Source organism: Luteibacter sp. dw_328 (assembly GCF_018449605.1).
Taxonomy (GTDB): domain Bacteria; phylum Pseudomonadota; class Gammaproteobacteria; order Xanthomonadales; family Rhodanobacteraceae; genus Luteibacter.
Map to the genome: position 1 here is coordinate 368,885 of NZ_JAAVUW010000002.1, position 21,824 is coordinate 390,708.

At 59.9% G+C, this 21,824-nt stretch carries 26 protein-coding genes and 2 pseudogenes; 16 read left to right on the top strand and 12 right to left on the bottom strand.

The window, feature by feature from the left end; genetic code table 11:
• Nucleotides 1-220: 220 nt before the first annotated feature.
• Complete coding sequence (locus HB634_RS06315) at nucleotides 221-1,177, bottom strand: phosphoadenosine phosphosulfate reductase family protein (RefSeq protein ID WP_213947964.1); 957 nt, start codon at nucleotides 1,175-1,177, stop codon at nucleotides 221-223.
• Between the two features lie 32 nt (nucleotides 1,178-1,209).
• On the opposite strand from HB634_RS06315, the gene HB634_RS06320 reads away from it, so the two are divergent.
• The gene (locus HB634_RS06320) at nucleotides 1,210-1,800 is read left to right on the top strand and encodes a hypothetical protein (protein ID WP_213947965.1); all 591 of its coding nucleotides are present in this window, start codon (nucleotides 1,210-1,212) and stop codon (nucleotides 1,798-1,800) included.
• A gap of 2 nt (nucleotides 1,801-1,802) precedes the next feature.
• Here HB634_RS06320 and HB634_RS06325 read toward each other — a convergent pair whose 3' ends face one another.
• Nucleotides 1,803-2,009 (bottom strand): hypothetical protein, encoded by a 207-nt coding sequence (locus tag HB634_RS06325; RefSeq protein WP_213947966.1) that lies wholly within the window; start codon nucleotides 2,007-2,009, stop codon nucleotides 1,803-1,805.
• A gap of 2 nt (nucleotides 2,010-2,011) precedes the next feature.
• Nucleotides 2,012-2,170: pseudogene (locus tag HB634_RS06330) on the bottom strand (DNA translocase FtsK); the annotation flags it as partial.
• 96 nt (nucleotides 2,171-2,266) lie between these two features.
• Here HB634_RS06330 and HB634_RS22825 point away from each other — a divergent pair.
• The 4 genes and pseudogenes from HB634_RS22825 (at nucleotide 2,267) to HB634_RS06355 (ending at nucleotide 6,304) form a co-directional block, all read left to right on the top strand.
• Nucleotides 2,267-2,956 (top strand): annotated as a pseudogene (locus tag HB634_RS22825) (SOS response-associated peptidase).
• 25 nt (nucleotides 2,957-2,981) lie between these two features.
• Nucleotides 2,982-3,284, top strand: coding sequence for a hypothetical protein (locus tag HB634_RS06345; protein ID WP_213947969.1), 303 nt, complete (start codon nucleotides 2,982-2,984; stop codon nucleotides 3,282-3,284).
• A 118-nt stretch (nucleotides 3,285-3,402) separates the two neighbouring features.
• On the top strand, nucleotides 3,403-4,602 hold the full coding sequence (locus HB634_RS06350; RefSeq protein WP_213947970.1) for an ATP-binding protein: 1,200 nt from the start codon (nucleotides 3,403-3,405) through the stop codon (nucleotides 4,600-4,602).
• 856 nt (nucleotides 4,603-5,458) lie between these two features.
• Nucleotides 5,459-6,304, top strand: a complete 846-nt coding sequence (locus HB634_RS06355; RefSeq protein WP_213947971.1) for a hypothetical protein — start codon at nucleotides 5,459-5,461, stop codon at nucleotides 6,302-6,304.
• 86 nt (nucleotides 6,305-6,390) lie between these two features.
• On the opposite strand, the gene HB634_RS06360 is transcribed toward HB634_RS06355, so the two are convergent.
• Nucleotides 6,391-7,182, bottom strand: coding sequence for a toll/interleukin-1 receptor domain-containing protein (locus HB634_RS06360; protein WP_213947972.1), 792 nt, complete (start codon nucleotides 7,180-7,182; stop codon nucleotides 6,391-6,393).
• A gap of 1,184 nt (nucleotides 7,183-8,366) precedes the next feature.
• Here HB634_RS06360 and HB634_RS06365 point away from each other — a divergent pair.
• The 4 genes from HB634_RS06365 (at nucleotide 8,367) to HB634_RS06380 (ending at nucleotide 11,038) form a co-directional block, all read left to right on the top strand.
• Nucleotides 8,367-8,879, top strand: a complete 513-nt coding sequence (locus HB634_RS06365; RefSeq protein ID WP_213947973.1) for a hypothetical protein — start codon at nucleotides 8,367-8,369, stop codon at nucleotides 8,877-8,879.
• Nucleotides 8,863-9,255, top strand: coding sequence for a hypothetical protein (locus HB634_RS06370; RefSeq protein ID WP_255548407.1), 393 nt, complete (start codon nucleotides 8,863-8,865; stop codon nucleotides 9,253-9,255). The genes HB634_RS06365 and HB634_RS06370 overlap by 17 nt, the downstream gene beginning before the upstream one ends.
• A gap of 82 nt (nucleotides 9,256-9,337) precedes the next feature.
• Complete coding sequence (locus HB634_RS06375; RefSeq protein ID WP_213947974.1) at nucleotides 9,338-10,177, top strand: DUF2310 family Zn-ribbon-containing protein; 840 nt, start codon at nucleotides 9,338-9,340, stop codon at nucleotides 10,175-10,177.
• A 399-nt stretch (nucleotides 10,178-10,576) separates the two neighbouring features.
• Nucleotides 10,577-11,038: a hypothetical protein gene (locus tag HB634_RS06380; protein ID WP_213947975.1), complete on the top strand. Its 462-nt coding sequence runs from the start codon at nucleotides 10,577-10,579 to the stop codon at nucleotides 11,036-11,038.
• A gap of 243 nt (nucleotides 11,039-11,281) precedes the next feature.
• Here HB634_RS06380 and HB634_RS06385 read toward each other — a convergent pair whose 3' ends face one another.
• Both HB634_RS06385 and HB634_RS06390 read right to left on the bottom strand, forming a co-directional pair.
• Nucleotides 11,282-11,728, bottom strand: a complete 447-nt coding sequence (locus tag HB634_RS06385) for a hypothetical protein (RefSeq protein WP_213947976.1) — start codon at nucleotides 11,726-11,728, stop codon at nucleotides 11,282-11,284.
• A gap of 289 nt (nucleotides 11,729-12,017) precedes the next feature.
• A complete protein-coding gene (locus HB634_RS06390; RefSeq protein ID WP_213947977.1) occupies nucleotides 12,018-12,332 on the bottom strand; it encodes a hypothetical protein in 315 nt (104 codons plus the stop codon).
• 697 nt (nucleotides 12,333-13,029) lie between these two features.
• On the opposite strand from HB634_RS06390, the gene HB634_RS06395 reads away from it, so the two are divergent.
• The 4 genes from HB634_RS06395 to HB634_RS06410 all read left to right on the top strand — a co-directional run bounded on the left by HB634_RS06395 (nucleotide 13,030) and on the right by HB634_RS06410 (nucleotide 15,742).
• Complete coding sequence (locus HB634_RS06395) at nucleotides 13,030-13,488, top strand: hypothetical protein (RefSeq protein WP_213947978.1); 459 nt, start codon at nucleotides 13,030-13,032, stop codon at nucleotides 13,486-13,488.
• A 105-nt stretch (nucleotides 13,489-13,593) separates the two neighbouring features.
• A complete protein-coding gene (locus HB634_RS06400; RefSeq protein ID WP_213947979.1) occupies nucleotides 13,594-13,977 on the top strand; it encodes a hypothetical protein in 384 nt (127 codons plus the stop codon).
• Between the two features lie 167 nt (nucleotides 13,978-14,144).
• A complete protein-coding gene (locus tag HB634_RS06405; RefSeq protein ID WP_213947980.1) occupies nucleotides 14,145-14,783 on the top strand; it encodes an outer membrane beta-barrel protein in 639 nt (212 codons plus the stop codon).
• Between the two features lie 374 nt (nucleotides 14,784-15,157).
• Complete coding sequence (locus tag HB634_RS06410; protein WP_213947981.1) at nucleotides 15,158-15,742, top strand: isoprenylcysteine carboxylmethyltransferase family protein; 585 nt, start codon at nucleotides 15,158-15,160, stop codon at nucleotides 15,740-15,742.
• Between the two features lie 13 nt (nucleotides 15,743-15,755).
• Here the strand turns inward: HB634_RS06410 and HB634_RS06415 are convergent, their stop codons facing one another.
• The gene (locus HB634_RS06415; RefSeq protein ID WP_213947982.1) at nucleotides 15,756-16,199 is read right to left on the bottom strand and encodes a DUF2628 domain-containing protein; all 444 of its coding nucleotides are present in this window, start codon (nucleotides 16,197-16,199) and stop codon (nucleotides 15,756-15,758) included.
• A 237-nt stretch (nucleotides 16,200-16,436) separates the two neighbouring features.
• Between HB634_RS06415 and HB634_RS06420 the strand changes: the two genes are divergently transcribed.
• Nucleotides 16,437-17,402: an alpha/beta hydrolase gene (locus tag HB634_RS06420; protein WP_255548409.1), complete on the top strand. Its 966-nt coding sequence runs from the start codon at nucleotides 16,437-16,439 to the stop codon at nucleotides 17,400-17,402.
• Between the two features lie 98 nt (nucleotides 17,403-17,500).
• Nucleotides 17,501-18,232: a hypothetical protein gene (locus HB634_RS06425; protein ID WP_213947984.1), complete on the top strand. Its 732-nt coding sequence runs from the start codon at nucleotides 17,501-17,503 to the stop codon at nucleotides 18,230-18,232.
• Between the two features lie 25 nt (nucleotides 18,233-18,257).
• Here the strand turns inward: HB634_RS06425 and HB634_RS06430 are convergent, their stop codons facing one another.
• The 5 genes from HB634_RS06430 to HB634_RS06450 all read right to left on the bottom strand — a co-directional run bounded on the left by HB634_RS06430 (nucleotide 18,258) and on the right by HB634_RS06450 (nucleotide 20,932).
• Nucleotides 18,258-18,596: a hypothetical protein gene (locus HB634_RS06430; protein ID WP_063572350.1), complete on the bottom strand. Its 339-nt coding sequence runs from the start codon at nucleotides 18,594-18,596 to the stop codon at nucleotides 18,258-18,260.
• An 87-nt stretch (nucleotides 18,597-18,683) separates the two neighbouring features.
• Nucleotides 18,684-20,045 (bottom strand): cation:proton antiporter, encoded by a 1,362-nt coding sequence (locus tag HB634_RS06435; protein ID WP_213947985.1) that lies wholly within the window; start codon nucleotides 20,043-20,045, stop codon nucleotides 18,684-18,686.
• 46 nt (nucleotides 20,046-20,091) lie between these two features.
• Nucleotides 20,092-20,313: a hypothetical protein gene (locus tag HB634_RS06440; protein WP_213947986.1), complete on the bottom strand. Its 222-nt coding sequence runs from the start codon at nucleotides 20,311-20,313 to the stop codon at nucleotides 20,092-20,094.
• Between the two features lie 83 nt (nucleotides 20,314-20,396).
• Complete coding sequence (locus tag HB634_RS06445; RefSeq protein ID WP_213947987.1) at nucleotides 20,397-20,546, bottom strand: hypothetical protein; 150 nt, start codon at nucleotides 20,544-20,546, stop codon at nucleotides 20,397-20,399.
• Between the two features lie 92 nt (nucleotides 20,547-20,638).
• The gene (locus HB634_RS06450) at nucleotides 20,639-20,932 is read right to left on the bottom strand and encodes a hypothetical protein (protein ID WP_063573694.1); all 294 of its coding nucleotides are present in this window, start codon (nucleotides 20,930-20,932) and stop codon (nucleotides 20,639-20,641) included.
• Between the two features lie 237 nt (nucleotides 20,933-21,169).
• Between HB634_RS06450 and HB634_RS06455 the strand changes: the two genes are divergently transcribed.
• On the top strand, nucleotides 21,170-21,823 hold the full coding sequence (locus HB634_RS06455) for a response regulator (RefSeq protein WP_046969125.1): 654 nt from the start codon (nucleotides 21,170-21,172) through the stop codon (nucleotides 21,821-21,823).
• Nucleotide 21,824: the final 1 nt, after the last annotated feature.

Genomic DNA, 21,824 nt, shown 5'->3' on the forward strand with positions numbered 1-21,824 from the left:
TGATTTCGAGGCCGTTGACGCAGGTTGCAACGACGGCGTGTTCGAGCAGGCGAGCAGTTCGAATCCTCGCCGCGTCGCCCTCGCTGAGGACGGCGGAGCCGATATACGTGCCCGGGGTAGTCCTTAACCCAGGCGGTCCGCCGGTCTTCCTCGCGCTCCTCAAGGAGCGCAACGCGCCGGCCCAGGGCCTGCGCCTCGCGCTGGGTGATTCGCTTCGTGGTCATGCTGCCTCCCTCTCGCAAAGCCCCAGGTCGGACGTGCAACCGCCGCCGGCCTGGTCCTGCATGAAGATGTCGTACTGGCGGCCGCCGCGGCCCGTGCGCGCCCAGTCGATGACGTTGCGGATCGGCAGGATGTCGCCATTGATCGGCGCGAAGAACGTCGCCATGCGGCGCTTGTTGGCGGCTGCTACCACAGCCTCCCACCGCTCGATCCGGTCCATGTGTTCCGGCGTCATATCGGCGATCAGGCGGACCTCGTCTTTGCGGCAGTTGATGCACGGCCAGCAGCCGACGCGCCGCGCTCCCATCGCGTAAAGGGGGTTCGGAAGAACGCCGTGCTTGCGATGCATTGCCCAGACATCTTCGACACTCCAGCGAAATATCGGTCGCCAAACGATTGATCCATCGTCATGGCGGTTATAGCGGCGCTGCTGGGCGCGATTAGCGCTTTCGTCAGCGCGGATACCAAGCCACTGCAGGACCGGACCGCTACGAAGCATCGGGCCGACAACCTGCGACGAAATAGGCAGCTGTTTCAGCTCTTCAGTGCAGAACTGAGCTTTGCGTGAGGGGAGCCGGCCCTTGAGAATGCACAGGTCAAGGTACGGATTGCCGCTCGGCGTGTTGAGCGCGGCCGCTTCCGCGACGATTTCGTCCGCAATGCCCTCGGCAGGCCATTTTGTCAGGATCGTCTGCCGATGGATGGCAAGCTGGCGAGAGAAGTCTGCGCGTACGACCTCAACTACCGGGCCGCCAGTGGGCTCAGCCAGGCGGCTGACGTACTCGTAAGTCGCCTCGTGCTCGTTGCCGGTGTCGGCGAAGACGGCGCGGAACTCCCGACCCGACTCCATGGCCTTCAGATACGTGGCCGTGCTGTCCTTACCGCCCGACACGTTGACGAGGTGCTGGATGGCAGTTCCGGGCCTGAGGTCGGCAACGCTCGAATGCGTCATCATGCGAGCCCGCCTCGACCATAGGACTGCCCGTTATGCCTCTCCTTTTTTTCACATGGGCGATGCAAGCCAGTCCGCCTCCGACCGATGCTTGGACGAAGGCGTCTGCAGCAGGAACGCTCGCCAGCGCGCTGATTGCTCTGATTGCTTCTGGAGTTGCGATTGTAATCGCGAGAGGTCAGAGAGCCGACCGAAAAAAGGAGCTTAGCGATGAGAGAAGCCGGACGGAAGCTATCGATGATGCAAGAGCGGCGAGCCTCGCATTGGCCGTGCTCGAAGACATGTTCTGGATAGAATCGACGCTTGGATATTTTCTCGATTTCGGTTTGCAAGCTCAAAATCCTGCTGATGAGCTTGTATCGGGTCAGATACGGCTGACCGACACGATGCGAGCGTACATGACGCGGCTGCATGAACTCGGCGCATCCGGTAGAGATGTGCGTAAGCTTTTCGCGTTGATAATCGACGTGACAAAAGCCCTCGACGAGCGAGCTTCCCTGGAGAACGTGGATCACCCCGATGCGCACGCGCGAGACGGATGGATCAACGCGTCTGTTACGCAGATTCGGGCGAAGGCTTCCGAGGTTTACGTTGAGCTTTCGCCCAGACTGCTGGCTGGCTGGTGAGGTCACGCTGCTTCCTTGGCGGCAACCGCCGGCAGGTCGGGGTAATGGCCCCAGGGGTTCTTCATCTCGCTAAAGCACGGGCTCGGTAGGCCAACGGTGTTTTTTCGGGCGTAGCGGCAGAGGCGGCCGTCGCGCCAGAACTCGCGGCGCCCGGTAGCGACGACGTCGAAGACGCCGTCCGGCCAGCAGTCGGTCTGCGCGACGGCCATGGTCACGCCACGACCGGAAGCACGGTGCGCATGCCTTGAACGTTGGGTTTGCTGATCACGCCTTCGACTTCCATCCGCTCCACCAAGCGAGCGGCGCGGTTGTAGCCGATGATGAGCCGCCGCTGCACATGCGAGATCGTTGCGCGGTGAGTTTCGCGGAGCCTGTCGCGGCGAATCTTTACCGGACGCTCCAAGCTGATCGGCATGGTCGAGGTGGCTTCACCTTGAGGTGACGGCCACGCGCTGACGATCAGTCCATGTGCGGACGCTACGCCACATTCGGACCTGTATCGCTGAGCCGCGAGGCTAAGACGGTGCTGGACCAGCTCGAGCTGGATGTCGTCAGCGAGATCAATCAGCGGGAAGATCTGTTCAACATTGCGCCGACCCAGAAGGCGCTGGTCATGGCCAGCGGCGATCAGGGCTACGAGATCAAGCCGCTTCGGTGGGGCCTGATCCCCATATGGGCCAAGGACGCGAAGATCGGCGCGAAGACGATCAATGCCCGCGCCGAGACCGTGGCCACCAAGCCGGCCTTCCGTGCAGCCTTCAAGAAACGCCGCTGCTTGGTGCCGGCCTCCGGCTACTTCGAGTGGCGCGTGAAAGAGGGCGGCAAGCAGCCGTACTTCATCCGCGACCAGGTCGGCGACCTGCTTATGTTCGCCGGCCTGTGGGAAGCCTGGCGTCCCGCCGAGGGCGAGTAATGGGTCAAGACCCTCACCATCGTCACCGGTGAGCCTGGGAAGGTCTCCGGCGATATCCACGACCGGCAGCCCGTGATCCTGCCGCCCGACCTATGGGCGGTGTGGTGCGATGGCATGCCCGACGAGGCCAGTGCAACGCTGGTAGCGGCCCCTGAGGCCGAGCTCGTCTATTACCCAGTATCCAAGGCAGTTGGCTCGCCCAGGAACAAGGGTCCCGAGCTGGTTCAGCCAATCACGCTCTGAGACTGTCGACCGATATCCTGCTTCGATGTCGCCCAACTGGAAACCGCCAAGCACCCCCGGGGCCGCCACCTTCGCCGAGTGGAACGGCGCCACGTTCGCCCTCGTCAAGAACATGCCCGATGGGAAGTGGCGAGTTGGCGTATTTCCCGACGGCCAGTCCCATCATTCGGTAGGCGCCATGGTGGCGACTGAGGCCATTGCTCGGAAATTCGTCGAGTGCTGGGCTGAGGTCAACCACCGGCGTATCGCGCCTGCGAAAGGTCGTCAGATCATGCCGCCCGAGGGTTTAAAGCCGCGGAAACCCAAGGGCATTGAGGATCGGTCGTGACTTTTGGCTAAGGAGGGCGAAAGCGCGAATCCTATGAGTCATGCGAGTGTATCAAGTGGCCACTTGACGGAATTTGTTAAATGCTATTAGCCTTCGCTTAACAAGTCGGAGGTAGCACATGGACGCCCAAGCTTTAAATGCTCTTTGGTTCAACGCCGGATCGGTCTTCACCCCTGGGTCGCCAGTGAACGAACGGGACCTTTTTTCCGGCCGCGTGAATGTCTTGAATCGGATCCTGACGGCCGTGTCCCAGCGTGGCTATCACGGAGTGCTTTTCGGAGAGCGTGGTGTCGGCAAAACCTCTCTGGCGAATATCCTTACTGGCCACCTGCGGGTGACGCAGAATTACCTAGTGGCAAAGGTCAACTGTGACGCGGGCGATACCTTCAGTTCCATTTGGCACAAGGCGTTCCGCGATATCACATACACCCACCACTCGACACCTGCGGGCTTTACCGGCACACCCACTCAGCAAGTAATTCCGGTGGCGTCTTCGCTTCCCAGCGTCGTACAGCCTGACGATGTGCGTCGGCTACTTTTCGATCTGAGCTCACAGACGCCTACGCTGATCATTCTCGACGAGTACGATCGTATAGCGGATCGTCAGGTAGCTGTACTAATTTCGGACACTATTAAATCCCTCTCCGACAACGCCGTCGCAGCATCGTTGCTACTGATTGGAGTAGCTGAATCGGTCGATCAGCTAGTGGAAGGGCATCTGTCCATTGAGCGAAACTTGGTACAGGTTCCGATGCCACGAATGTCTACCGAGGAGATCGCGCAGATCGTGTCCAACGGCCTAACGCGGCTTGGCATGACGATATCGGCAGGTGGCTTGGCTCACATCGTCGCTCTGTCCCAAGGTCTGCCTTACATCACGCACCTGCTGGCACTTCACAGTACACGCGCTGCGCTGACTAACGAGTCCATGGAGGTGAACCGCGATCACGTCGATAGGGGCGTTACCGACTCGCTCGATCAATGGCAACAGTCCATCAAATCTTCGTACTACGACGCCGTCAAAAGCCCGCAGCCGGGAAACATCTTCAAAGAAGTGCTGCTTGCATGCGCTTTGGCAGAAGTTGATGAAGCTGGATATTTCACTGCGGCTGCGGTCAGGTCGCCGTTGAGTAATATCCTAGGTCGAACGATTGATATCCCTAATTTTGCACGTCATCTGAAGGAGTTCGGACAGGTTGAGCGAGCTGAGATGCTGACCCGGGTTGGAACCACCAAGCGATTCCGTTACCGGTTTGTCAGTCCAATCATGCGCCCGTACATCATCATGCGCGGATATGTTGAGGGATTAATCAAGTAAGTCTGCTGTCTTGAACCGCCGCTAGATAACCGCCAATCAGGCGCTAAGTGGACCCCAAGGGCCGAGCCTCCGTGCCAAGCCAGGCCAAGGGCAGGGCATGGGTCGAGCGATTCGCTGGCCGGCGCCTCGCGCATTTGGGCAGACTCGCCGCGACACCAGGAGTAGGGCCAAGCGCCGCCGGCGGCTACGCAAAGCCGACCGCCGAGGAACAAGCCCGCTACGCCGCCTTCTACGCCTCCTACGTCCCACCCAAACGAACGAGAATTCGATCCCGGTGACTTCGCGCATTCCTTCAGGTCAGGGGAGGTTGAGTACGCCGGCTTTCGTGCAAATAGTCGTGCAGGCTGATCGCGCACTGCGGGCAGCCACCGGTAGGCACAATCCGGCATCCCATCTTCATGTGGGTTCGATAGTAGCGCTGGTGCTTTAAACACCATGCCTCGGCGGCCAGGTTCTGGCGTGACTGGTAGCGTTCGCGCCGCCCTTGGAAAGGCATCACCGCGGTCTCGCGCGGCGAGTGCTGGACGTGGGAGGCATGAAGACGGGGCAGGGTGCGCCGATGGGGTAGCGCTCACGATGGCGCTCACAGAACCGAAAGCCTCGGCCACCATCGGAAGAGCGTCGCGTCAGCGCCTAGCGCTGGTCGCGAGCTGCGCGGGAGATACGTCGGAAGGAGTCCATTTGGCGCTTTTCTCGCCACTCGATCTCAACGGTCGCGACCAGCGGAGCGCGCACAGGCTTGCGCTTGCTGGACGCCACCAGCAGCGAGGGTTAGATTTATAACCGGCGACCTGGTTATTTCACTTCGCGACGGCTCGGTTCGACTCCATAGGGGGCGACGATGACAGTCAGCTGCATGTCGATCAATGCATGGCTTCAAGCGCTCGGATTCGTCGTCCTCTTGTTGGCGGCTATCGGAGGGGGAATTAATGTTGGTACTAGCGGGCTATCCAAGTTCACTCCGAAAAGAAGCTGCGTTGTAGGCGCCATAGGCTTGTTGTTCGCGGTCTTGGGATCGCTAAAAGCCGTCCCGGATATCGGAACATGCGTCCCATTACCGTGGCTCAAAGACGACACCGTAATAGCACCACCCGCGCCGGCTGCTCGCCTTGCATGGCCAGAGAATGACTGGATCGCTGCGTTAGAGATCAAGCCTGGCGACGGTATTCCAAAGCCGCGACCGATGCCTTTTCACTGGGCGAAGAACGACAATGGTCTGCTATTGACCTACACCGCGACCGTCGGCGGTCATGTCTGGCGCGTCGACGAACAAGTTGTTAGCGGGAGGATTACCAGGGCGACATTTTTGAGCCAAGTCGCCGACAGCTGGACCTATAGGCGCAACCAGGCGATTGTCGGTGTTTCGGGGGAAGAAGTTGCCTTGGAGTGCCGTGGCACGGGGCTCGCCAATTTCAAAGCACGCCTTGCCGGCGAATTTGGGGATCCGCTAAACGGGACCATAGATGAGTCGTCGAAAAGACTGGATCTCGATGGGGTTGGCATGTGTGGGGTCAGCAGGAGCTGCAAGGGCACGACGACGAAAACTTCTGATCGAACAATCTTCAAGGTGAACACCCAGTGGCAGCTCGAGTTCCGAGCAGAACACATACACACCGATACATCGATGATTGACGATGCCGACGACGACGCGGGTTCGATTCGCGATACTTGCGACTGGTCGCTGTATTTCGATCCAGCGTGAGGCGCGATCTGGCGCTCCCGGCCGACCACGTCCGAAGTTGGACTCGAACCAACGCCCCCCTGATTAACAGTCAAGGGATCTAACGGCTAGGTTTGGCCGTCGCCCGAAGGGATTGCGTCAGTCCCGTCAGCGACGCTACCGCCCATCATGGCGCCCCCCGGTGAGATCGAACGCGGATACAAGTGCCGAGCTTGGTTTGCATAAGCCAAGTCAGACAGGTAAATCTGGGGATCAGCCGGAACGCTCTGATGGATCAAAAGCGCCTTCGCGAGCGCCTGGGCGCTCGGTGTGACCTGATCCTTCTCAAGCCTTTGGATGCGGCCGGACAGGCCGTGTACGAGGCTCAAGACCTCGTCGAGCTTGTCGCCGTCCGACCTTGGAATGACCGGTTCTGGAGACTCTGTCGTGGCGAGAATTCCCGACAGTCGAGTTTCAAATCGCGCCCAGTGCGCGGCGATCGACGTTTCCACGATCTCCTGGGGCAGGGGCTCGTCCGTCGCACGATTGACCGTGTGAACGAGCTGCGCTATTCCTTCGCGTGTGCAAGAGGTTGCGTTAAATTGGCTGAGTGGCATCCCCAAATCGGTTGGCTGAAGATCAATGAGCAGGGGAATTACCCGAGACTTCGCTAACCCCTTGGCAAGCGCGCCGGCCTCGAACAGGAGCCAAGGCGCATTTTTATTCGCCGCCGTGACACACAGCACCCCGACATTCGTGGAGCTGAGCGCGGTGCTGATCTCCCCAACCCAGTTCGAGCCACGATCAAGCTCTGTGGAAACCCATGGTTTCGACGCTTGGACCACGACCTTGATCCAGTCCGCGAGCAACTCGGCGACCCGCTGGCTTCGCTCGCCTGACCAGCTTATAAAGACTTGCATGCCGCCTCCGTTGCGGGCTGTCAGCCCCGTAAAATTGTGCCTCGCATCCTATGCTAATCAATGGTCTATCTGCAAAGCAGCCGTAAAATTATGGTTCGCATCCGTGTGATTTAGCTGATTCTTGCAAGGGACTTAAATCTCTTGCCATTCCAACCACGTCCGCGGAGGCCTTGGGATGACGATCGAGGGCAGGATACCGTTCGAAGAACTGGCCCTGACTGCCGACGAGGTCGGGTAGCTCTTGGGGTGCACCGGCCGCCAGGTGCTCGAGCGGATCGCCTGTAAGCCAGACTTCCCGGCACGGCTGTCTGTTCGGCCAGCCTCGTGGATTGCCCGCGAGGTTCTGGAGTGGCGTAAGAAGCATCGGGCCGGGCCGCAGAAAAGGCGGCAAAGGGACTCATCCGCTTAATCACCGGCATTTGTGAGTAATGGTGTGAGTAAGATCCGACGTTAATGGTTGAACGGCATTGTCGCCCATGGGTTCCTACAATAGTTTCGAGTCCCACTCCGGGCACCATAGGCTTAGGCTGTTTCCCCCTCGATCTCTCGTCCGGCTATGTCTGTTAAGACGTAAGACGAGTGAAGATAAGAAACCAAGCAGCACCATCCCCCAAGAAGCGCCGCACCGGAAGCGCACCGCCCGGGTTCGGGCGCGTATCCAGGTTGTCGGGGCTCAATCTTGCTCGTGTTCGCAGAGGCTGCGATGCTGGGTAGGTCAGCTTTCGCGGCGTAGCAGACCATGTACGGACACGTATAACCCAGAAGCCAAAGGAGGGTGCGGGCAGATGGTCACGTCAGTCGAATGTTTGAACTGCGGAACACCGCATGGGGTCGATGTGCTTCTCGATAGTTGCGCAATCTCATCAACAGAGGCCTCGGTATTACACTTTTCGTGCCCTAAATGCTCGGCGGAATGTCCAATTGCAGTGCAGGAAGACCGGGTTGCTTGGGCTCGCGAGCTGCCCATCGAATCATGGCTTCCTGTTCCGGGCCTGGAAGTGCGCGCGTTCTCTGGCTTTGTTCACGTCTGGTACGCAGGCCGACACTGGGCTATTGCAGACCGTCATATGATCGACACGCATTAGGTCTGCTTCTGACCCGAAGTGGACTTGGGCGCGTCGGTTTGAGCGGCTTACCTTGTCAGGATTTCTACACGTTTGGATGGGTTCTGAGGAGCTTGGTCAATGAAGTGTCTCGCGTTTCTATTGCTCGCGTTCGTTTCCTTTGCTGCTGCGGGTAGGCCTTCCAACTTCTTTGCGGGCGATCTCAAACCCGCGGCGAGCGAATACGCGCGTGCTGCTGGCCTTGCACCGTTAAGGTCGACAACAGGCTTTGAGCTCCGCGTCTGGACCCGCGACTACATGTCCGGCAGGGTCGCTGGATTTATTGTGTCTAACGGCAAGCAACGCTCATTCGCAAGCGAATCAACTCATCATCAAGGAACCTTGGTCGTCAAAACGGCCGGTTTAGAAGTCGAGAAACCGGTGTTCGATCTGGCCGGCCTGAAGAAGCTCATTGAGGTGTTGAAGGCTTACAACGGAAAAGCTGCGTCGTGCGGTGTTATGGATGGCGAATCGGACCTGGTGGACGCGGTTGTGCAAGGTCAGGTTGTTACCGTCGAAGTCGACAACCCAAGACTGTGTTCCGACAAGGCGTCCAGGACGGTGGCTGCAGTTCTCGATGCGCTTCGGCACTGAAATGAGCAAACGCTCAGGCTGCTTTTGCCACCCATCGTCAAAGGCCGAGTTTCAGGAGGATCTGATCGTGGTTGGAAGAGAATCGCCCGATTTCATCGCTGAAATTAAACTTCTTCCTACCGAAGCAGGGGGGCGCAAGATCGCGTTGCCCCGTGGCGAGTGGCGCACCGTGCTGGGTATAGATGGTGAACACTGGTCTGCGATACTTAGGTTCGAGGAGGCGCCAGCTCCTGGGGCGACCTTCGAAGCGAACGTATGGCTACTAATGGGCGACATAGCGCTTCCAATGTTCGAAGCGGGCAAGATGTTCGAGGTTTGGGAGGGCGGCACGAAGGCATGGGGGCGCGTGAAACGAGTGACGGCGCGCTCCGCTTAGAATTCGCTTGCACAAAGATGTCCGCTATCGACCCAAAGCGGCCTTAGTGCAGGCCGGGCATAGGATCAGTCAGGGGGTTCCCGTGTACGTAAATCGAGTCTCTGTCACAAGTACGAAGCCGGACAAATGCAGCAGGGAATCCGGCGTGGATCTGCTTGTAACGATGCTCGCGGCATACCGTATGAATGGACAGATCTGTGGACGCGAATGGCCGATCGTAGCTGAAGGAGAAATCGTTTCGGCGATCGTGCTTTCTCCCGAAGAGCGGTCGTTCGATGCCCGCTTCAATGGCAAGTATGTCACCGCGGCGATGGCGCACTGCGAAGCTGAAGGACTGCTCATTACATTGGAAGTGCTTGGTGAGGATGCCGAATCCTTACCCTCATGTCAGTGCCATCGCCCGAGCGCCTATGTGCTGTTCACGAGCTACACCGCTTTAGAATCACCGATTCGATGCATGGATTGCTTCGGCCCGATAGCGTTGTATCACATGGAAGTCATGGCAAGTGGGGAGTTCCACGAGCTTGTAACGTGGCAATCAGACTATCAGTCCTGCGATCAGCTTCAAATGAATTGCAGCGTTCTAGAGCAGGAGGCGACGCGAGAGCTTTCAAGCATTGACAGTAGCTTGAATAAAATCGGGTTGGCGCACTGCCAGACACTCGCCACCACCAGCAATCGCCCCTTCTACTATTACCTATTCAGTGGTGAGAGCGAGAGCCTTCAGACTGAACTTGAACGGCGGTGCCCTGGCTGCGGAAATGATTGGCGCCTCACGTCACGACTTCACGACCTATTCGACTTCAGATGCGATCGTTGCCGTTTGCTATCGAATATAGCTTTCGACGTCAGATGGGAGCTTTCCGCCGAGCCAGGCCGAACGCCGGAAGGAACACCAACAAACGAGCCAAAGCTGATATGAGAACCTCTGTAGAAGATGAGCTGACGGCCTTTCTCGTCGTTCTGGTAGGTTCGGTTACGATAAATGGTTGGATTCCGGGGGGCGGGGCACCCCCACCGCGGAAAACCTTCAGCTCATCCTGCTCGGTTCTTCCGCAGGCGCTTCTATGGAGGAATCGTCGTGTCGACGATCCGTCCCTGCTTTGTTCCCCCAGGTTCCCGCCATCCGCTAGGTCCAATGTTAGAACTTGCCCTTTCCTAGGTGGCCTTATGACCAGCCGCCACCCGTTGAACCAACGGTTTCACTATGCTTCGCAGAGATTGCGATGCTGGTGATGTCCGCTTCGACCCGAAGCAGCCACTATCAGCCTAGGGTAGCCAACATGGCTCGGCGCACGTTGCTGGCCGATAAAGGGGAAATATGAAGAAGTTCTTCCAGATCCTTGGCGGGATCTTTTTGGTGCTGGTCTTGATCATCGCCGCATTCGTGGGTATGGGCATTTACCAAGGCACTCGCCTCGACTCGTCTAGTAAGGCCTATGTCGAAGCAAACGTGAAGCCGGTCGTCGCTACCTGGTCAAAAGATGAGCTTCTGAAGCGTGCGTCACCGCAGCTGATTGAAATTCTTGGCAAGGAACCGAGTCAGGTTGATCGCCTGTTCGAAAAATTCTCCAAGCTCGGCGCTCTGAAGAGTTTGAGCGAACCGAAGGGCCAGTCGCTTGTGGCGATCAATACCGGTAGCGGCAAGGTGATCAGCGCCTCTTATACAGAAACCGGCGAGTTCGAGAACGGGCGCGCCGACTTTAATATTCGGCTGATTCAAATCGACGGCGAGTGGCGCTTCCTTGGGTTCCACGTGGACTCGCCGATCATGCTCCAGTAGCCGGAGGCGGTTCAGTCGGTAAAGGCATCGATGTCGCATGCCCGCTTCCGACCCGGAGCGGACCCTTTTATTTCACTTCATGCGAGAGGGTAAGAATTGGACTTCAACGCTTTCAAATCGCTCGTAGTCGCGGCGGTCGCCTACGCGAAACAGTTACATTAATTCCGAACTCAAGATCGGACCGCTACTGAATACGGGGGGCGTCGGTGGGAGTGAGGTGCAGAATGCGCCATCCGGCAGTGGTCACATCGCCTTGGCAACCTTCGTAGCCATGCTCTCAATGATGGAGTCCGGGCTGCTCAGGTTGTTAGCAGTGCCTCGGTCGTTGAAGAACGACACCACGGAGCCGTCAGAGGTCTTCAGGATGCGGACCGCAACACCTGCTCGCTCGCTTCGAAACGTAAACGGGGCCACCCGGTAGTAATCCTGCACCTCACCGTTGACCACGTAGGCGTAGCCCCTGCCTTTGGCGTAGGCGGCTGCATCGCTGTCGGATAAGGCATCCTTCGGGCCTACTGGCCTGTCCAAGGGCACTGCCTTCTTCCCGGCCGTGGAGGCGATGACTCTGGCGAATACGGAGCCGGCGCTCAGCCCAGAACCGTCGCAGTCCTCTTGCCCTTGGATTGTGCAGTCCCGAAACATGACGACTGCCACGTCGGAGCCGGTGGGCATCTTGTCTCTGACGGTCACGGGGGCCCCTGCGCAGCCTGTCATTAGCCCAGCCACAATTCCCACTGCGGCAATTCGCCTGTTCATCGCTTGCACTCCACTTTTAGGGTCTTTCGGTTGAACCCCGGTTCCTCCGAAACGGTTCGGTAGCCGTTCGGGCACTCCTTCGCGGCCCTGTCGTAACAGATGGAGAACGACAAGCCAGACCCGCACTGGACCATTACGATGGGGTCGCCACGGTCGTCATAGATATGGGTTGCAGTGGTGCAACCGGCGAGAAAGATTGATATGGCCGCGACTATCAGGGCCCTCACTGGACGGGGGCCACGATGACCAAACCGGTATTCGCCTGGTTCTGCCGGACCACGCCAGAGCCGTACTGGGCGACACGTCCGTCCTTCAGCAATACCTGATAGTCAGCCAGGTCCCACGACCAGCCGCTCATTAGGCGATTCTTGTAGGTGAGCACCTGATAACCGTCCTGCTCGCTGAAGCCATCGGGACGCCCCATCTGCTTCTCCACGGTCTGCCGGTCCATACCGGCATCGAGGCGACGCATCTTTTCGCCTGTCGCACACCCGGCCAGCAGTAGCGATCCGACGACCGCAAGAAGCACCTTGTGCATGTTCGTCCCTCCCCAGTGACGACCCCGAACCTAGTTTAGGCTCATCTAGGCAAGTCAGCAGGTGAGTAACTATGGGAGTAACCGGCAGGTTTCGGTCTTAGAAGCCGCCTACTATCTAGGTTCTGGATGCCCACTCCGGCACCAAAGTCAGAGAATCGACATCTCACCTGTGGCTTTCGTTCTTCTTCATCCCATGCCCGCGACGGGCCCAGGACCTCTGTTCCTCACGGGCTGGGGGGCCCTAGTGGCGTTCGTGATCCTCGCGACCATCGCTGTGGGGGGATGGAGCTGGCTGCTGCGCCGAAACCGTGGGCGCATCGAAGCCGAGAAGAAGCGTTTCGGAAAGGGTAGTGCGGAAGGCCGACGCAAGCGCCTCAAGCTGCGCTAGGCAAACTATGATTGCGACTTCCCCGAGGCGAAGCTTTGGGGACCAAGGAAGCCGCCCAGTTCGACATTGTCGGCGCGGCGGTCGAAGTCCGGATCTTAGGAGAGTCAACCATGCGCTTTCTTGCCTGCTTGTGCGTCGCGTTCTGTCTCTCGGCATGCGCCACGGCGTCGCCGAACTGGGCTGACGATCGTCCTCCCGTCGGTGTGCAGGGTCCTAAGCCTATGTGCTCATCCGGCCCTGGTGGCAAGACCGCTGCGTGTGCCACGGCGATTCTCGAAAACACGGCCATCCAGTCGAAGAAGTAAATCCATGGCAGCAACACCCGATCAACTACACGAGCTTCTTTCCTACTGCATGGACTTTGCTCACACCATGCTCAAGGACTCCGGGGAGTTCTTCCCGTTTGGAGCGACACTTTCGCCTGACGGCGAGGTGGCCGCTGTCGGGGGGTGGGACGGCGACGAGAGGCCAAAAAGCCAGGAGATCTACCAACTGCTGGCCGGTGCATTCATCTCAGCGGTGGGGGAGGGGAGAGTCATCGGTGTCGCGCTTGCTGCCGATGTCAACGTACCCGACCGATACAACTCGCCAGTGAAGGATGCACTTCGGGTGCAACTGGAAGCTCCGGGCTTCGCTCGGTTCATCTACGTGCCCTATGAACTCCTGCTGCCGAGTTTGACGGTGGCCGAGCCCACGTGGGTCATGCATGAACCCTTCGCGGTCGAGATCAAGCCGATGTTCTTTCCGCTCCCGTCTGACAAGATGTAATAGATATAGCGGAGTGGCGGTGCTTTGACGGCCGTTGACGCGTTGTGCAGTAACGACTGAGAATCCTTAAGCGTCAGTCGGCGCATGACAGGGAAGGAAGTGGACATGATGGGGAACGATGCAGAGATACTCGATGCCTTCCTTGCCGCCCCTTCGGACGAGCTGGTGGTATTCGAACGACGCATGCCGGGCATAGACGACGAGCACGATGAAGGTCTACTCGTTGCCATTCTGGATGAGTGCAAGGCTCGCTTCGCCAGTTGGCGCGAACTCTGCGAGTTGAAACTGGGGCCACCCGACCTGACGCATAAAACGCGCGGGGAGTGGGTATGGGAGCTTCACCCCTTTGCTGGCGCACTGAACGCCTGGGAACGCGGCTATCACTTCCTGTTCGTTGCGTCGTGCCAGGAAGACCGCGATATGCCGATCCGGGTCGTTCTTGGCTTTCGCAAACCTATGGACCCTGACGAACGCATGGAGTTGGAGTGACCATACTCGATGGTGGCATTGGATAGCCCAGCTTTTCGTGGACACTCAGGAGCTGTTTTGCGCCAGAGGGGGTGGTAGGCCGGATGTCGTCCCGCAGCTACAATGCGCCTGCCCCAAGGGGCCCAACCGGTCAGCCGGCCGGGTATCGATCTGGAACAGGGAATTTCATGAAGAACGTTCTGCTACTCACCGCCGCTGCCGTCGCGGCACTCTCCACGTCGAGCGCTGTCTTCGCGGACAGTCAGGGCGCTTTCGTCCAGGCGAACGCTGGACACGCCAATTCAAACGTCAAGAGCAGTTCCGCGTACGGCGTGTTAGGCGGTTACCGGTGGACGGTCGACGCGCCTTTCTACCTGGGGATGGAGGGCGGTTACATGAACCTCAACCACTCTCACTTCACATACAAGAACACCCTGGTGACTACCGACATCGTCGGGCCGCACACGTTGACGAGTCAGAGCCGGGTCGGTTCGAAGAACGAAGCCCTGCTCTTGGGCGTCAACGGGAAGTGGGAACTTCCCGGGCGGTACTTCATCACCGCTCATGCGGGTGTCGCCCGCTATAGGAACGTCGTTCGCGTGCATTCGACGGGCACGCTCGATGGTTTGCCCACGGATGGCTTCCATGACCGGTACCGCTACTACGACACCAACTATTACGCAGGCATTGGCTTCGGCTACGACTTCAATCCGCAAGTCAGCCTCAGCTTCAACTACGACCACTACGCTCCCCGGTACGAAGCGTTCGGCGTCAAGGAAGATGTCAATTTCGACGCTTACGGCATGGCTGCGGAATTTCGATTCTGAGTGAACCGCGCTTGTCGACAGGTGCCTGATTCGCGGATGACATCGCAATCAAAACCATCGTGAGTCCGTTGTTGTTTTTCTTCTTCGTCACGCTGGCGCTTTGGATTCGTCAGCGCATGACTTACGGCAGGTGATGTGACCTACGGCCATTGACGGATCCTCCGAGCGCTAGCCAGAATGCCCGCGCCATCAGGGGAGATGATGTTCATGGATGTAGTGCAGGGTTTCTGGGAGAGGCCAGCAGGGAACACGCTTCGCTGGGTTTTGTTCGTACCAGCAGCGATAGCTGGAAACTTCTTGGCGTCCGTCCTCGTGGGCGTGTATGACCGCACCCCCGCGCTCTCGGCAGAACGCATCGACAGGGAAGAGTGGACATGACAACGGAAGACTGGCTCAAACGCGGCATGGACATCGCGTGGCTGATACTCCTGTTGTGGTGGCTGGTCAGCGCGTGGGGAAATAAATCCGTCGCGCGCGGCGAACCGTGGCTGACGCGGTTATTGCTTTACTGGTTGCCACTCGTCGTGGCGTTCGGCTTGCTTGGGCCCGGGGATTGGTTTGGCCACACCTGGCTTCGCGAGGGAATCGTGCCGCATACGGTGCCGGTTTTCGCTGTCGCGCTGCTGCTCGTGGTGACGGGAGTCGCCCTGGCGTGTTGGTCCAGGTATCTGCTCGGGCGCAACTGGAGCAGCGTTGTCCAGATCAAAGAAGATCATGAGCTGATCGAGGCCGGCCCCTATCGTTACATTCGGCATCCCATCTACACCGGCATCCTGCTTGCCTTCATCGGCACTGCGCTGAAAGAGGGTGACGTGCGAGTCATCTTCGGCGTGTTGATCGTCTTCCTCTCGTTCTGGCGCAAGCTGAGAATGGAAGAGCGGATGCTGGGCGAGACCTTCGGCGAAACCTACGCCGCTTACCGGGCGCGGACGAAAGCCTTGATTCCCGGCGTCCTCTAGTCGACACGAACGTTCAGAACCACCGTGATTCGCGATCGATGACCAATCGGTAATAGCTGACATTGGCGCGTGCGCCATAGACGGCCGAGATGCCGGCACCTAGCGCTCGGAAGTGACGACCCAGTCCGATCATTTCGAGGACGAACAGGCAGACCAGGCTCAGCATGAAATAGCCGAGTGCCTGGCGGTACATCCCTTTGACGATGAAGTAGATCGGGCCGAAAAGAAACGCGAGCAGGTTGAGCGTGACCGCGAACCGTTCGCCGAAGGGGAGAGCCCTGATGTTGGGCAGGTCCGGGCCGCCTGCGTCCCTGATCGTGCGAAAACGGCGCTTCCAGGTCTCGGACACGTCGGCCCGTTCGATGGGATCGGGTGCGACGAAGGGTTTCCTGGGCTCCGCCGACTCAACGGGCATGGGAGCCACCTGGGAGCCATAGGAGTTGTAGGGATCGCTCATCGGGTCCGTCCGGTGGGAACTAAGGTGGGCAGATTCTCAAATAGGAAAGGGTCAAATCGCAAGTAGTTGCCGAATTCGCAGATTATTGATGTCAGGAGTGCTCGACGGATAAGGGTCGACGCGTCCGCAGGTTGTCGGTTCATTGCCCTGAGAAAGCCAGCCGCCACGGCCACAGTGATGGCTCTTGGATTCGCTATTCGCACAGGGGACGACATGAGAAAGGCAGGATGGATCGGCTTGGCCATCGCACTACTGATATCGGCGACGGCGGGGGCGAAGACCACGGGTACCGGGGACCTTCTCAACCAGCAAAACAAACCGTGGCAACCTGCGGCGCCTGCTATCCAGACCCCGCTCTGGCCAGAGGGCCTCAAGATCGCACCGCCCGCCACGCCCGGTGACGAAGCCTTCGGTACGTCGAAAGGGCAAATCGCGGGCCTGCCGATCACGATGGTCGAGCATGTTTCCGTGCCGACGATGACGATCTATCGCCCGACAGCAAAGAACACGGGTGCCGCCGTACTCGTGTTTCCCGGCGGCGGTTATCGCGTCCTGGCGATCGACCTGGAAGGCACGGAAGTGTGCGACTGGCTTACGGCCAAGGGCATCACGTGCGTCGTCCTGAAATACCGCGTGCCCGGCTCCGGCCCGTACTGGAATGATGAATGCAACTGCCGCCGCGCCCCCTCCGTACCCATGGCCTTGCAGGATGCACAACGCGCGATGGGCCTGCTGCGCGAGCAGGCGGCAACCATGGGTATCGATCCGCACAAGATCGGCGTACTTGGCTCTTCCGCGGGTGGACGCATGGTCGCTGATATCAGCAATCATTCCCGGCGCAGCTATCGACCCATCGATGCCGCCGATCGACAGAGCAGCCGACCGGATTTCGCCATCGCACTTTATCCGGGGCATCTGTGGACATCTCCGGGCCTGACCTTGATGCCGGACGTGAAAATTGCCGCTGACGCGCCACCGACGTTCATTGTCCAGGCAGAAGACGATGCCACGGACGACATCCGGGAATCGCTGACTTACTACCTGGCACTGTCGCAAGCAAAAATCCCCGCAGAGATGCATTTGTACGCCAAGGGTGGCCATGCGTTCGGCGTTCGACCCACGGCGAATCCGATCACGCGGTGGCCCGTGCTTGCCGAACAATGGATGAGGACGCTTGGTGTCCTTCCTGCGGCGGTGCCATAGAGAGGGGCGAGCCCCCGGCACTTGAAACGGGCCCGATCGGTAGTGCAGCCTTGCCCACGGTAAACACGGGCACACTTCATTCGAACGGGAGTCGGACGATGAAAGCACCGGGCCAGCGTTTCTTGATGATTTACTCGGGCGTGCTGACGGCGGTCTTTGTCGTCACCGTCGCCAGCGGATTTGTCGTCTCGCCAAGGACGATGACACTCGATCAATTGGACGTCCAACGCATCAACCTGCGCGAGCCCGACGGCACCTTGCGGATGGTGATGACCAGTGCGGGCAGATCCCCGGGCATCTACTACAAGGGCAAAGAATTCCCTCATCCGGCGGGTCGAAAGGATGCTGGGTTTCTCTTCATGAACGCGGAAGGCACCGAGAATGGTGGCCTGAGTTTCGGCGGCGAGATGGGGTCCGGTGGCATCAAGGAGTCGAGTGGGCACCTTTCGTTCGACGCTTATGAGCAGGACCAGACCATGGCACTCGGTTCCGCGCAGCATGGCAAGCAGCGCACGGCAACGCTGCAGTTCACCGACTACCCCGACTACTCGATCATGGAACTCGTGACGTTCCTCGAATCGACAAAGGGCTTACCCGAGGAACAACGAAACGCAAGGCTGGAAGCGTTCTTCAACGAGCGTGGCCGACCCACGCCGCGCATGATCCTCAACCGCGGTGGCAAAGACGGCAATGACGGCGTGGCGCTGACCATGGCGGACACCGCAGGTCACCCGCGTATCGTGATGAAAGTGGCCGCGGACGGTACGCCGTCATTGCAGATGCTCGACGCGAAAGGCAAGGTGGTCGGACAGATGGTTCCCGCGAGCTGACGTCGTGCACCCGGCGCGGTGGTCCTCAGTCGGCGAGCGACTCCCCGCGGTGATCGTCGTCCATCCAGCCCTTGCGCTTCTGCATCGCCCATTCCATATCGCGCGCCATGGATGGCGTAATCTCGGCGCCACGTAACAGCTCGGTCAGCACTTGGCGTTTCCCCAGTCCCAGAAACGAGGCCTGGTTCTCGTATGAGCAAACACCCAGCCAGTCCAGTTCGATAAGGACGCCACGAAGGTTCGCGCGCCGGTTCAGCTGTATGTCGTCGAGCGGCGAGGTGACGTGCTGATCGCGTCTGGGCGTGTAGTTGGCCCTATGCCGATGTGGCGCCAACCGTGCGGACGCGGGGGTGAGGTTGCCCATGAGCGGAGTCTCCGGAGAGGACGCCTGGCTGCGTGGCGTCCATGCGCGTGAGTACGCGCGAAACTTCCGTCGCCCGCTACCGTAGTTCTACGTAGCGACGGTTTCCTGCCGTCGGCGCTCGAGAACTTTGGCCCGCCAGTTCATGAGTGGCGTCGTGGTCACGCCGTGGACGAAGATGCTGAGGGCGACGACGGTCAGGACCACGGTCGCGAGGTCGTCGCCGTTCCGCGCCACCAGGCCGTGAGTCAGGGCGTAGGCAAGGTAGTTCAGGCTGCCGAGTCCGCGGATGCCGAACCAGCCCAGGAGCAGGCGGCGCTGCCACGGCAGCCCGTTGCCGACCGTCGACAACCAGACGGACGCCGGCCGTATGCCCACGAAAAGGACGAGGGCAACGAGCGCACCCGTCCCGCTGAAAACAGGCAACACCGCGACGCCCACGACGAAGACCAGAAGCGCGCCGATCAGGCGCTCGATCGTGTCACCGAACGAGAGGGCATCCGAGACCACCCAGCCCACGGTCTGCACGGGGTGGTCGTTGCCGGCGGTGCTGCGCTCGTTGGGGCGCACGAGCAGCTCCGCAGGATTCGTCGTGCCGTCGGCGGCGGCGTCTTCGCTCTGCGAAGAGTGTTTGCCGGCTACGTGCACTTCGACCCGGCGCAAGCCCACACCGGCCGCAAAGGCCGCCAGGAAGCCCGATGCGTGCAGCAGCTCGGCGCCCGCATAAGCCAGCGCCATGATGCCCAGCGCCAGAAAATCGCTGGGCGCCACGTCCTTCGTGACATGGCGCAGATGGGTTCCGGCGTAGCCAACCAGCCAGCCAACGGCGAAGCCCAGTCCAGCCCCGGCCAGCCACCCCCAGGCGACGTCGATGCCGATCCAGCGGATCCAGAGGTCGGTGTCTCCGGTGTGCGCCGTCATCAGGCCCAGGGCCAGCAGGAGGAAGGGAAGGGCTGTGCCGTCGTTGAGGCCGGCTTCGCCCGAAAGGGCAACACGGAGGGCATCGTCATCGCGCGCGTCGTCCACCGAGACCAGGTTGGCCAGCACCGGATCGGTGGGGGAGAGGATCGCCGCGAGCGCCAGCGCCAGAGGCCACGACCAGCCAAGGACAAGGTGGGCAAGCACGGTGAGGCCGCCGATGGTGAGCAGCATGGCGGGCACGGCGAGCCGTGCGGCAGTCACCCAGGCGCCGTGCCGGAAGGACACGCGGAGCTTGAGGCCGGTGATGAAAAGCGACACCACCAGCCCCGTCTCGGTCACCGAGCGCAGCCAATCGGCGTTGTCATGGTCGAATGACAGGCGCGCAACGCCCAGTAGCGCGGGGCCAGCGGCTATGCCGGCGGCGAGATAGACGGCGAACGACGTGATAGGGCCGCGACGTATGACGCCAGCGGCCATGGACGTGGTCACCAGCAGCACGCCGATGAAGAGTATCCATGCGAAGTAGCTCATGCGCCGATGCTCGGCGCATGGCCATGAAACGGGCGCGAAGGGGGAGCTAGGGGTTTTCCGCGCCGGACGGGGAGCGGGGCCTGTTCGCACACGACGCACGATTCAGCGCACGGGTGGCGTCAGTGTCGTCGGAGGTGGCGAGACGGGCGAGGCAGTCGTCGTACGTTTCTCGCCCGCTCGGTGCGTTCAGGGCGAAGTACGCTGCGGCGACGCCGATGGCCAGGGCAATGGCGATCCAGGGCGCAAAGTCGGCTAGGGTTCGGCGCATCGGTTCGTGGCATCGGATCGGTAGAGGTCGTCATAGTGAATGTCGCCGCCGCGCTTGTCGACTTCGTTTCTCACCTGAGGACGTTATTTCTTCGTCTGATGATTGTCTTCGCCCGAGTCGTCGAGCGGATCGCCCGATGCATCCGTCTCGGGTTCACGCGTCGGATTGCGTTGGTCGTTCGGCGCATCGTTCTGGCCCGGATGCTGTGGCGGGCGATTTTTCTCATTAGCCATGGGGTGCACTCCGTTCGGTAGGGGAGGATGCACCATGCTTCGATGTGGTTGACGATGTCGTGCCCGGGACGTGACGACAGCGTGGTCGACGCCTAGTGCGCCTTGCGCTTGCGGGTAGGAAACATCGTGTCACCGGGCGCGGTCATGCCGGCAAACAAGGGGGATGTCTCGTGACATGCCTGGTCGGTCAATAAAGGTGTCACGACCGCCATCCATCCTTCTGCGAATGAACTCTCATCTTGCGGTCGACAGGCAGGTGTATACCGGCACATGGCTTCGGCCAGCGCCGCTATCAGCGCGGGAGGGTCGGGATGCGTGGCCATGGCGGCATCGAGAGCCGATTCCAGCGCGGCAAGTTTACCGAGGAGGTAGGTGGTGTCTTCCATGAGAAAAGCATGTCCTTACGTATACGCCTACAAACAGGCGTGGGCGACGATGACACGAACATCAGGTCATGTCACCTCACGCAGCACGGCGTCTACCGCTACAGGCTGTCGCGACCGAGGTTGATGATATGCACACGCTGGTTGTCTCGCCTGCACATCTGGCATTGTATGCGTCCGCAGGCCGCGCGCGATCGATCCGCGCGCATTGAAGTACAGTCGGCCCAGGGAGGGCACTTAATGATTAACGTTGTATTGGTCGACGACCACGAGCTGGTCAGGACCGGTTTCCGGATGATCCTGCAGCAACAAGCGGATTTCCGGGTCAGGGGAGAGGCGGGCACGGCGGAAGAGGGCCTGCGGCTCATCCGTACGCTCGCACCGGACATCGCACTCGTGGATGTGCACATGCCGGGCATGAGCGGCGTGGAACTCACTGAGCGAGTCGTACGCGCCAAACTGCGCACGAATATCGTGATTCTCACTATCGTCGATGACGCCCGTTTTCCGAAGCGCCTTCTCGATGCAGGCGCGCTCGGATATCTCACCAAGGGCTGCTCGTCGGACGAACTGCTCAGCGCCGTGCGTCAGGTTGCCTCCGGTCGGCGTTATCTGGCTCCGTCCGTCGCGCAGCAACTTGCCCTCGCGACGCTGGACGGCTCGGAGTCGCCCTTCGACACCTTGTCCACTCGCGAGATGGAAGTCTCGATGATGCTGGTTCGCGGGATGCCGCTCACGTCGATCGGTGAGCGTCTCAACCTCAGTCCCAAAACGGTATCCACGTACAAACAGCGCCTGATGGAAAAGCTGCATGTGGACCATGTCGTGGGCCTTGCTCACCTGATGACCGTGCATGGACTTCTCGACACCCACAACCATCAGGTCGGCAGTTGAG

What these genes read in the sequence shown, in the direction of transcription:
- HB634_RS06450 (WP_063573694.1), bottom strand. Translation starts at nt 20,932, where the DNA reads ATGGAAGACACCACCTACCTCCTCGGTAAACTTGCCGCGCTGGAATCG.
- HB634_RS06425 (WP_213947984.1), top strand. Translation starts at nt 17,501, where the DNA reads ATGAAAGCACCGGGCCAGCGTTTCTTGATGATTTACTCGGGCGTGCTG.
- HB634_RS06350 (WP_213947970.1), top strand. Translation starts at nt 3,403, where the DNA reads ATGGACGCCCAAGCTTTAAATGCTCTTTGGTTCAACGCCGGATCGGTC.
- HB634_RS06445 (WP_213947987.1), bottom strand. Translation starts at nt 20,546, where the DNA reads ATGGCTAATGAGAAAAATCGCCCGCCACAGCATCCGGGCCAGAACGAT.
- HB634_RS06355 (WP_213947971.1), top strand. Translation starts at nt 5,459, where the DNA reads ATGTCGATCAATGCATGGCTTCAAGCGCTCGGATTCGTCGTCCTCTTG.
- HB634_RS06405 (WP_213947980.1), top strand. Translation starts at nt 14,145, where the DNA reads ATGAAGAACGTTCTGCTACTCACCGCCGCTGCCGTCGCGGCACTCTCC.
- HB634_RS06395 (WP_213947978.1), top strand. Translation starts at nt 13,030, where the DNA reads ATGGCAGCAACACCCGATCAACTACACGAGCTTCTTTCCTACTGCATG.
- HB634_RS06430 (WP_063572350.1), bottom strand. Translation starts at nt 18,596, where the DNA reads ATGGGCAACCTCACCCCCGCGTCCGCACGGTTGGCGCCACATCGGCAT.
- HB634_RS06365 (WP_213947973.1), top strand. Translation starts at nt 8,367, where the DNA reads ATGAAGTGTCTCGCGTTTCTATTGCTCGCGTTCGTTTCCTTTGCTGCT.
- HB634_RS06380 (WP_213947975.1), top strand. Translation starts at nt 10,577, where the DNA reads ATGAAGAAGTTCTTCCAGATCCTTGGCGGGATCTTTTTGGTGCTGGTC.
- HB634_RS06455 (WP_046969125.1), top strand. Translation starts at nt 21,170, where the DNA reads ATGATTAACGTTGTATTGGTCGACGACCACGAGCTGGTCAGGACCGGT.
- HB634_RS06325 (WP_213947966.1), bottom strand. Translation starts at nt 2,009, where the DNA reads ATGGCCGTCGCGCAGACCGACTGCTGGCCGGACGGCGTCTTCGACGTC.
- HB634_RS06320 (WP_213947965.1), top strand. Translation starts at nt 1,210, where the DNA reads ATGCCTCTCCTTTTTTTCACATGGGCGATGCAAGCCAGTCCGCCTCCG.
- HB634_RS06390 (WP_213947977.1), bottom strand. Translation starts at nt 12,332, where the DNA reads ATGCACAAGGTGCTTCTTGCGGTCGTCGGATCGCTACTGCTGGCCGGG.
- HB634_RS06370 (WP_255548407.1), top strand. Translation starts at nt 8,863, where the DNA reads ATGCGCTTCGGCACTGAAATGAGCAAACGCTCAGGCTGCTTTTGCCAC.
- HB634_RS06410 (WP_213947981.1), top strand. Translation starts at nt 15,158, where the DNA reads ATGACAACGGAAGACTGGCTCAAACGCGGCATGGACATCGCGTGGCTG.
- HB634_RS06400 (WP_213947979.1), top strand. Translation starts at nt 13,594, where the DNA reads ATGATGGGGAACGATGCAGAGATACTCGATGCCTTCCTTGCCGCCCCT.
- HB634_RS06435 (WP_213947985.1), bottom strand. Translation starts at nt 20,045, where the DNA reads ATGAGCTACTTCGCATGGATACTCTTCATCGGCGTGCTGCTGGTGACC.
- HB634_RS06345 (WP_213947969.1), top strand. Translation starts at nt 2,982, where the DNA reads ATGTCGCCCAACTGGAAACCGCCAAGCACCCCCGGGGCCGCCACCTTC.
- HB634_RS06415 (WP_213947982.1), bottom strand. Translation starts at nt 16,199, where the DNA reads ATGAGCGATCCCTACAACTCCTATGGCTCCCAGGTGGCTCCCATGCCC.
- HB634_RS06360 (WP_213947972.1), bottom strand. Translation starts at nt 7,182, where the DNA reads ATGCAAGTCTTTATAAGCTGGTCAGGCGAGCGAAGCCAGCGGGTCGCC.
- HB634_RS06440 (WP_213947986.1), bottom strand. Translation starts at nt 20,313, where the DNA reads ATGCGCCGAACCCTAGCCGACTTTGCGCCCTGGATCGCCATTGCCCTG.
- HB634_RS06315 (WP_213947964.1), bottom strand. Translation starts at nt 1,177, where the DNA reads ATGATGACGCATTCGAGCGTTGCCGACCTCAGGCCCGGAACTGCCATC.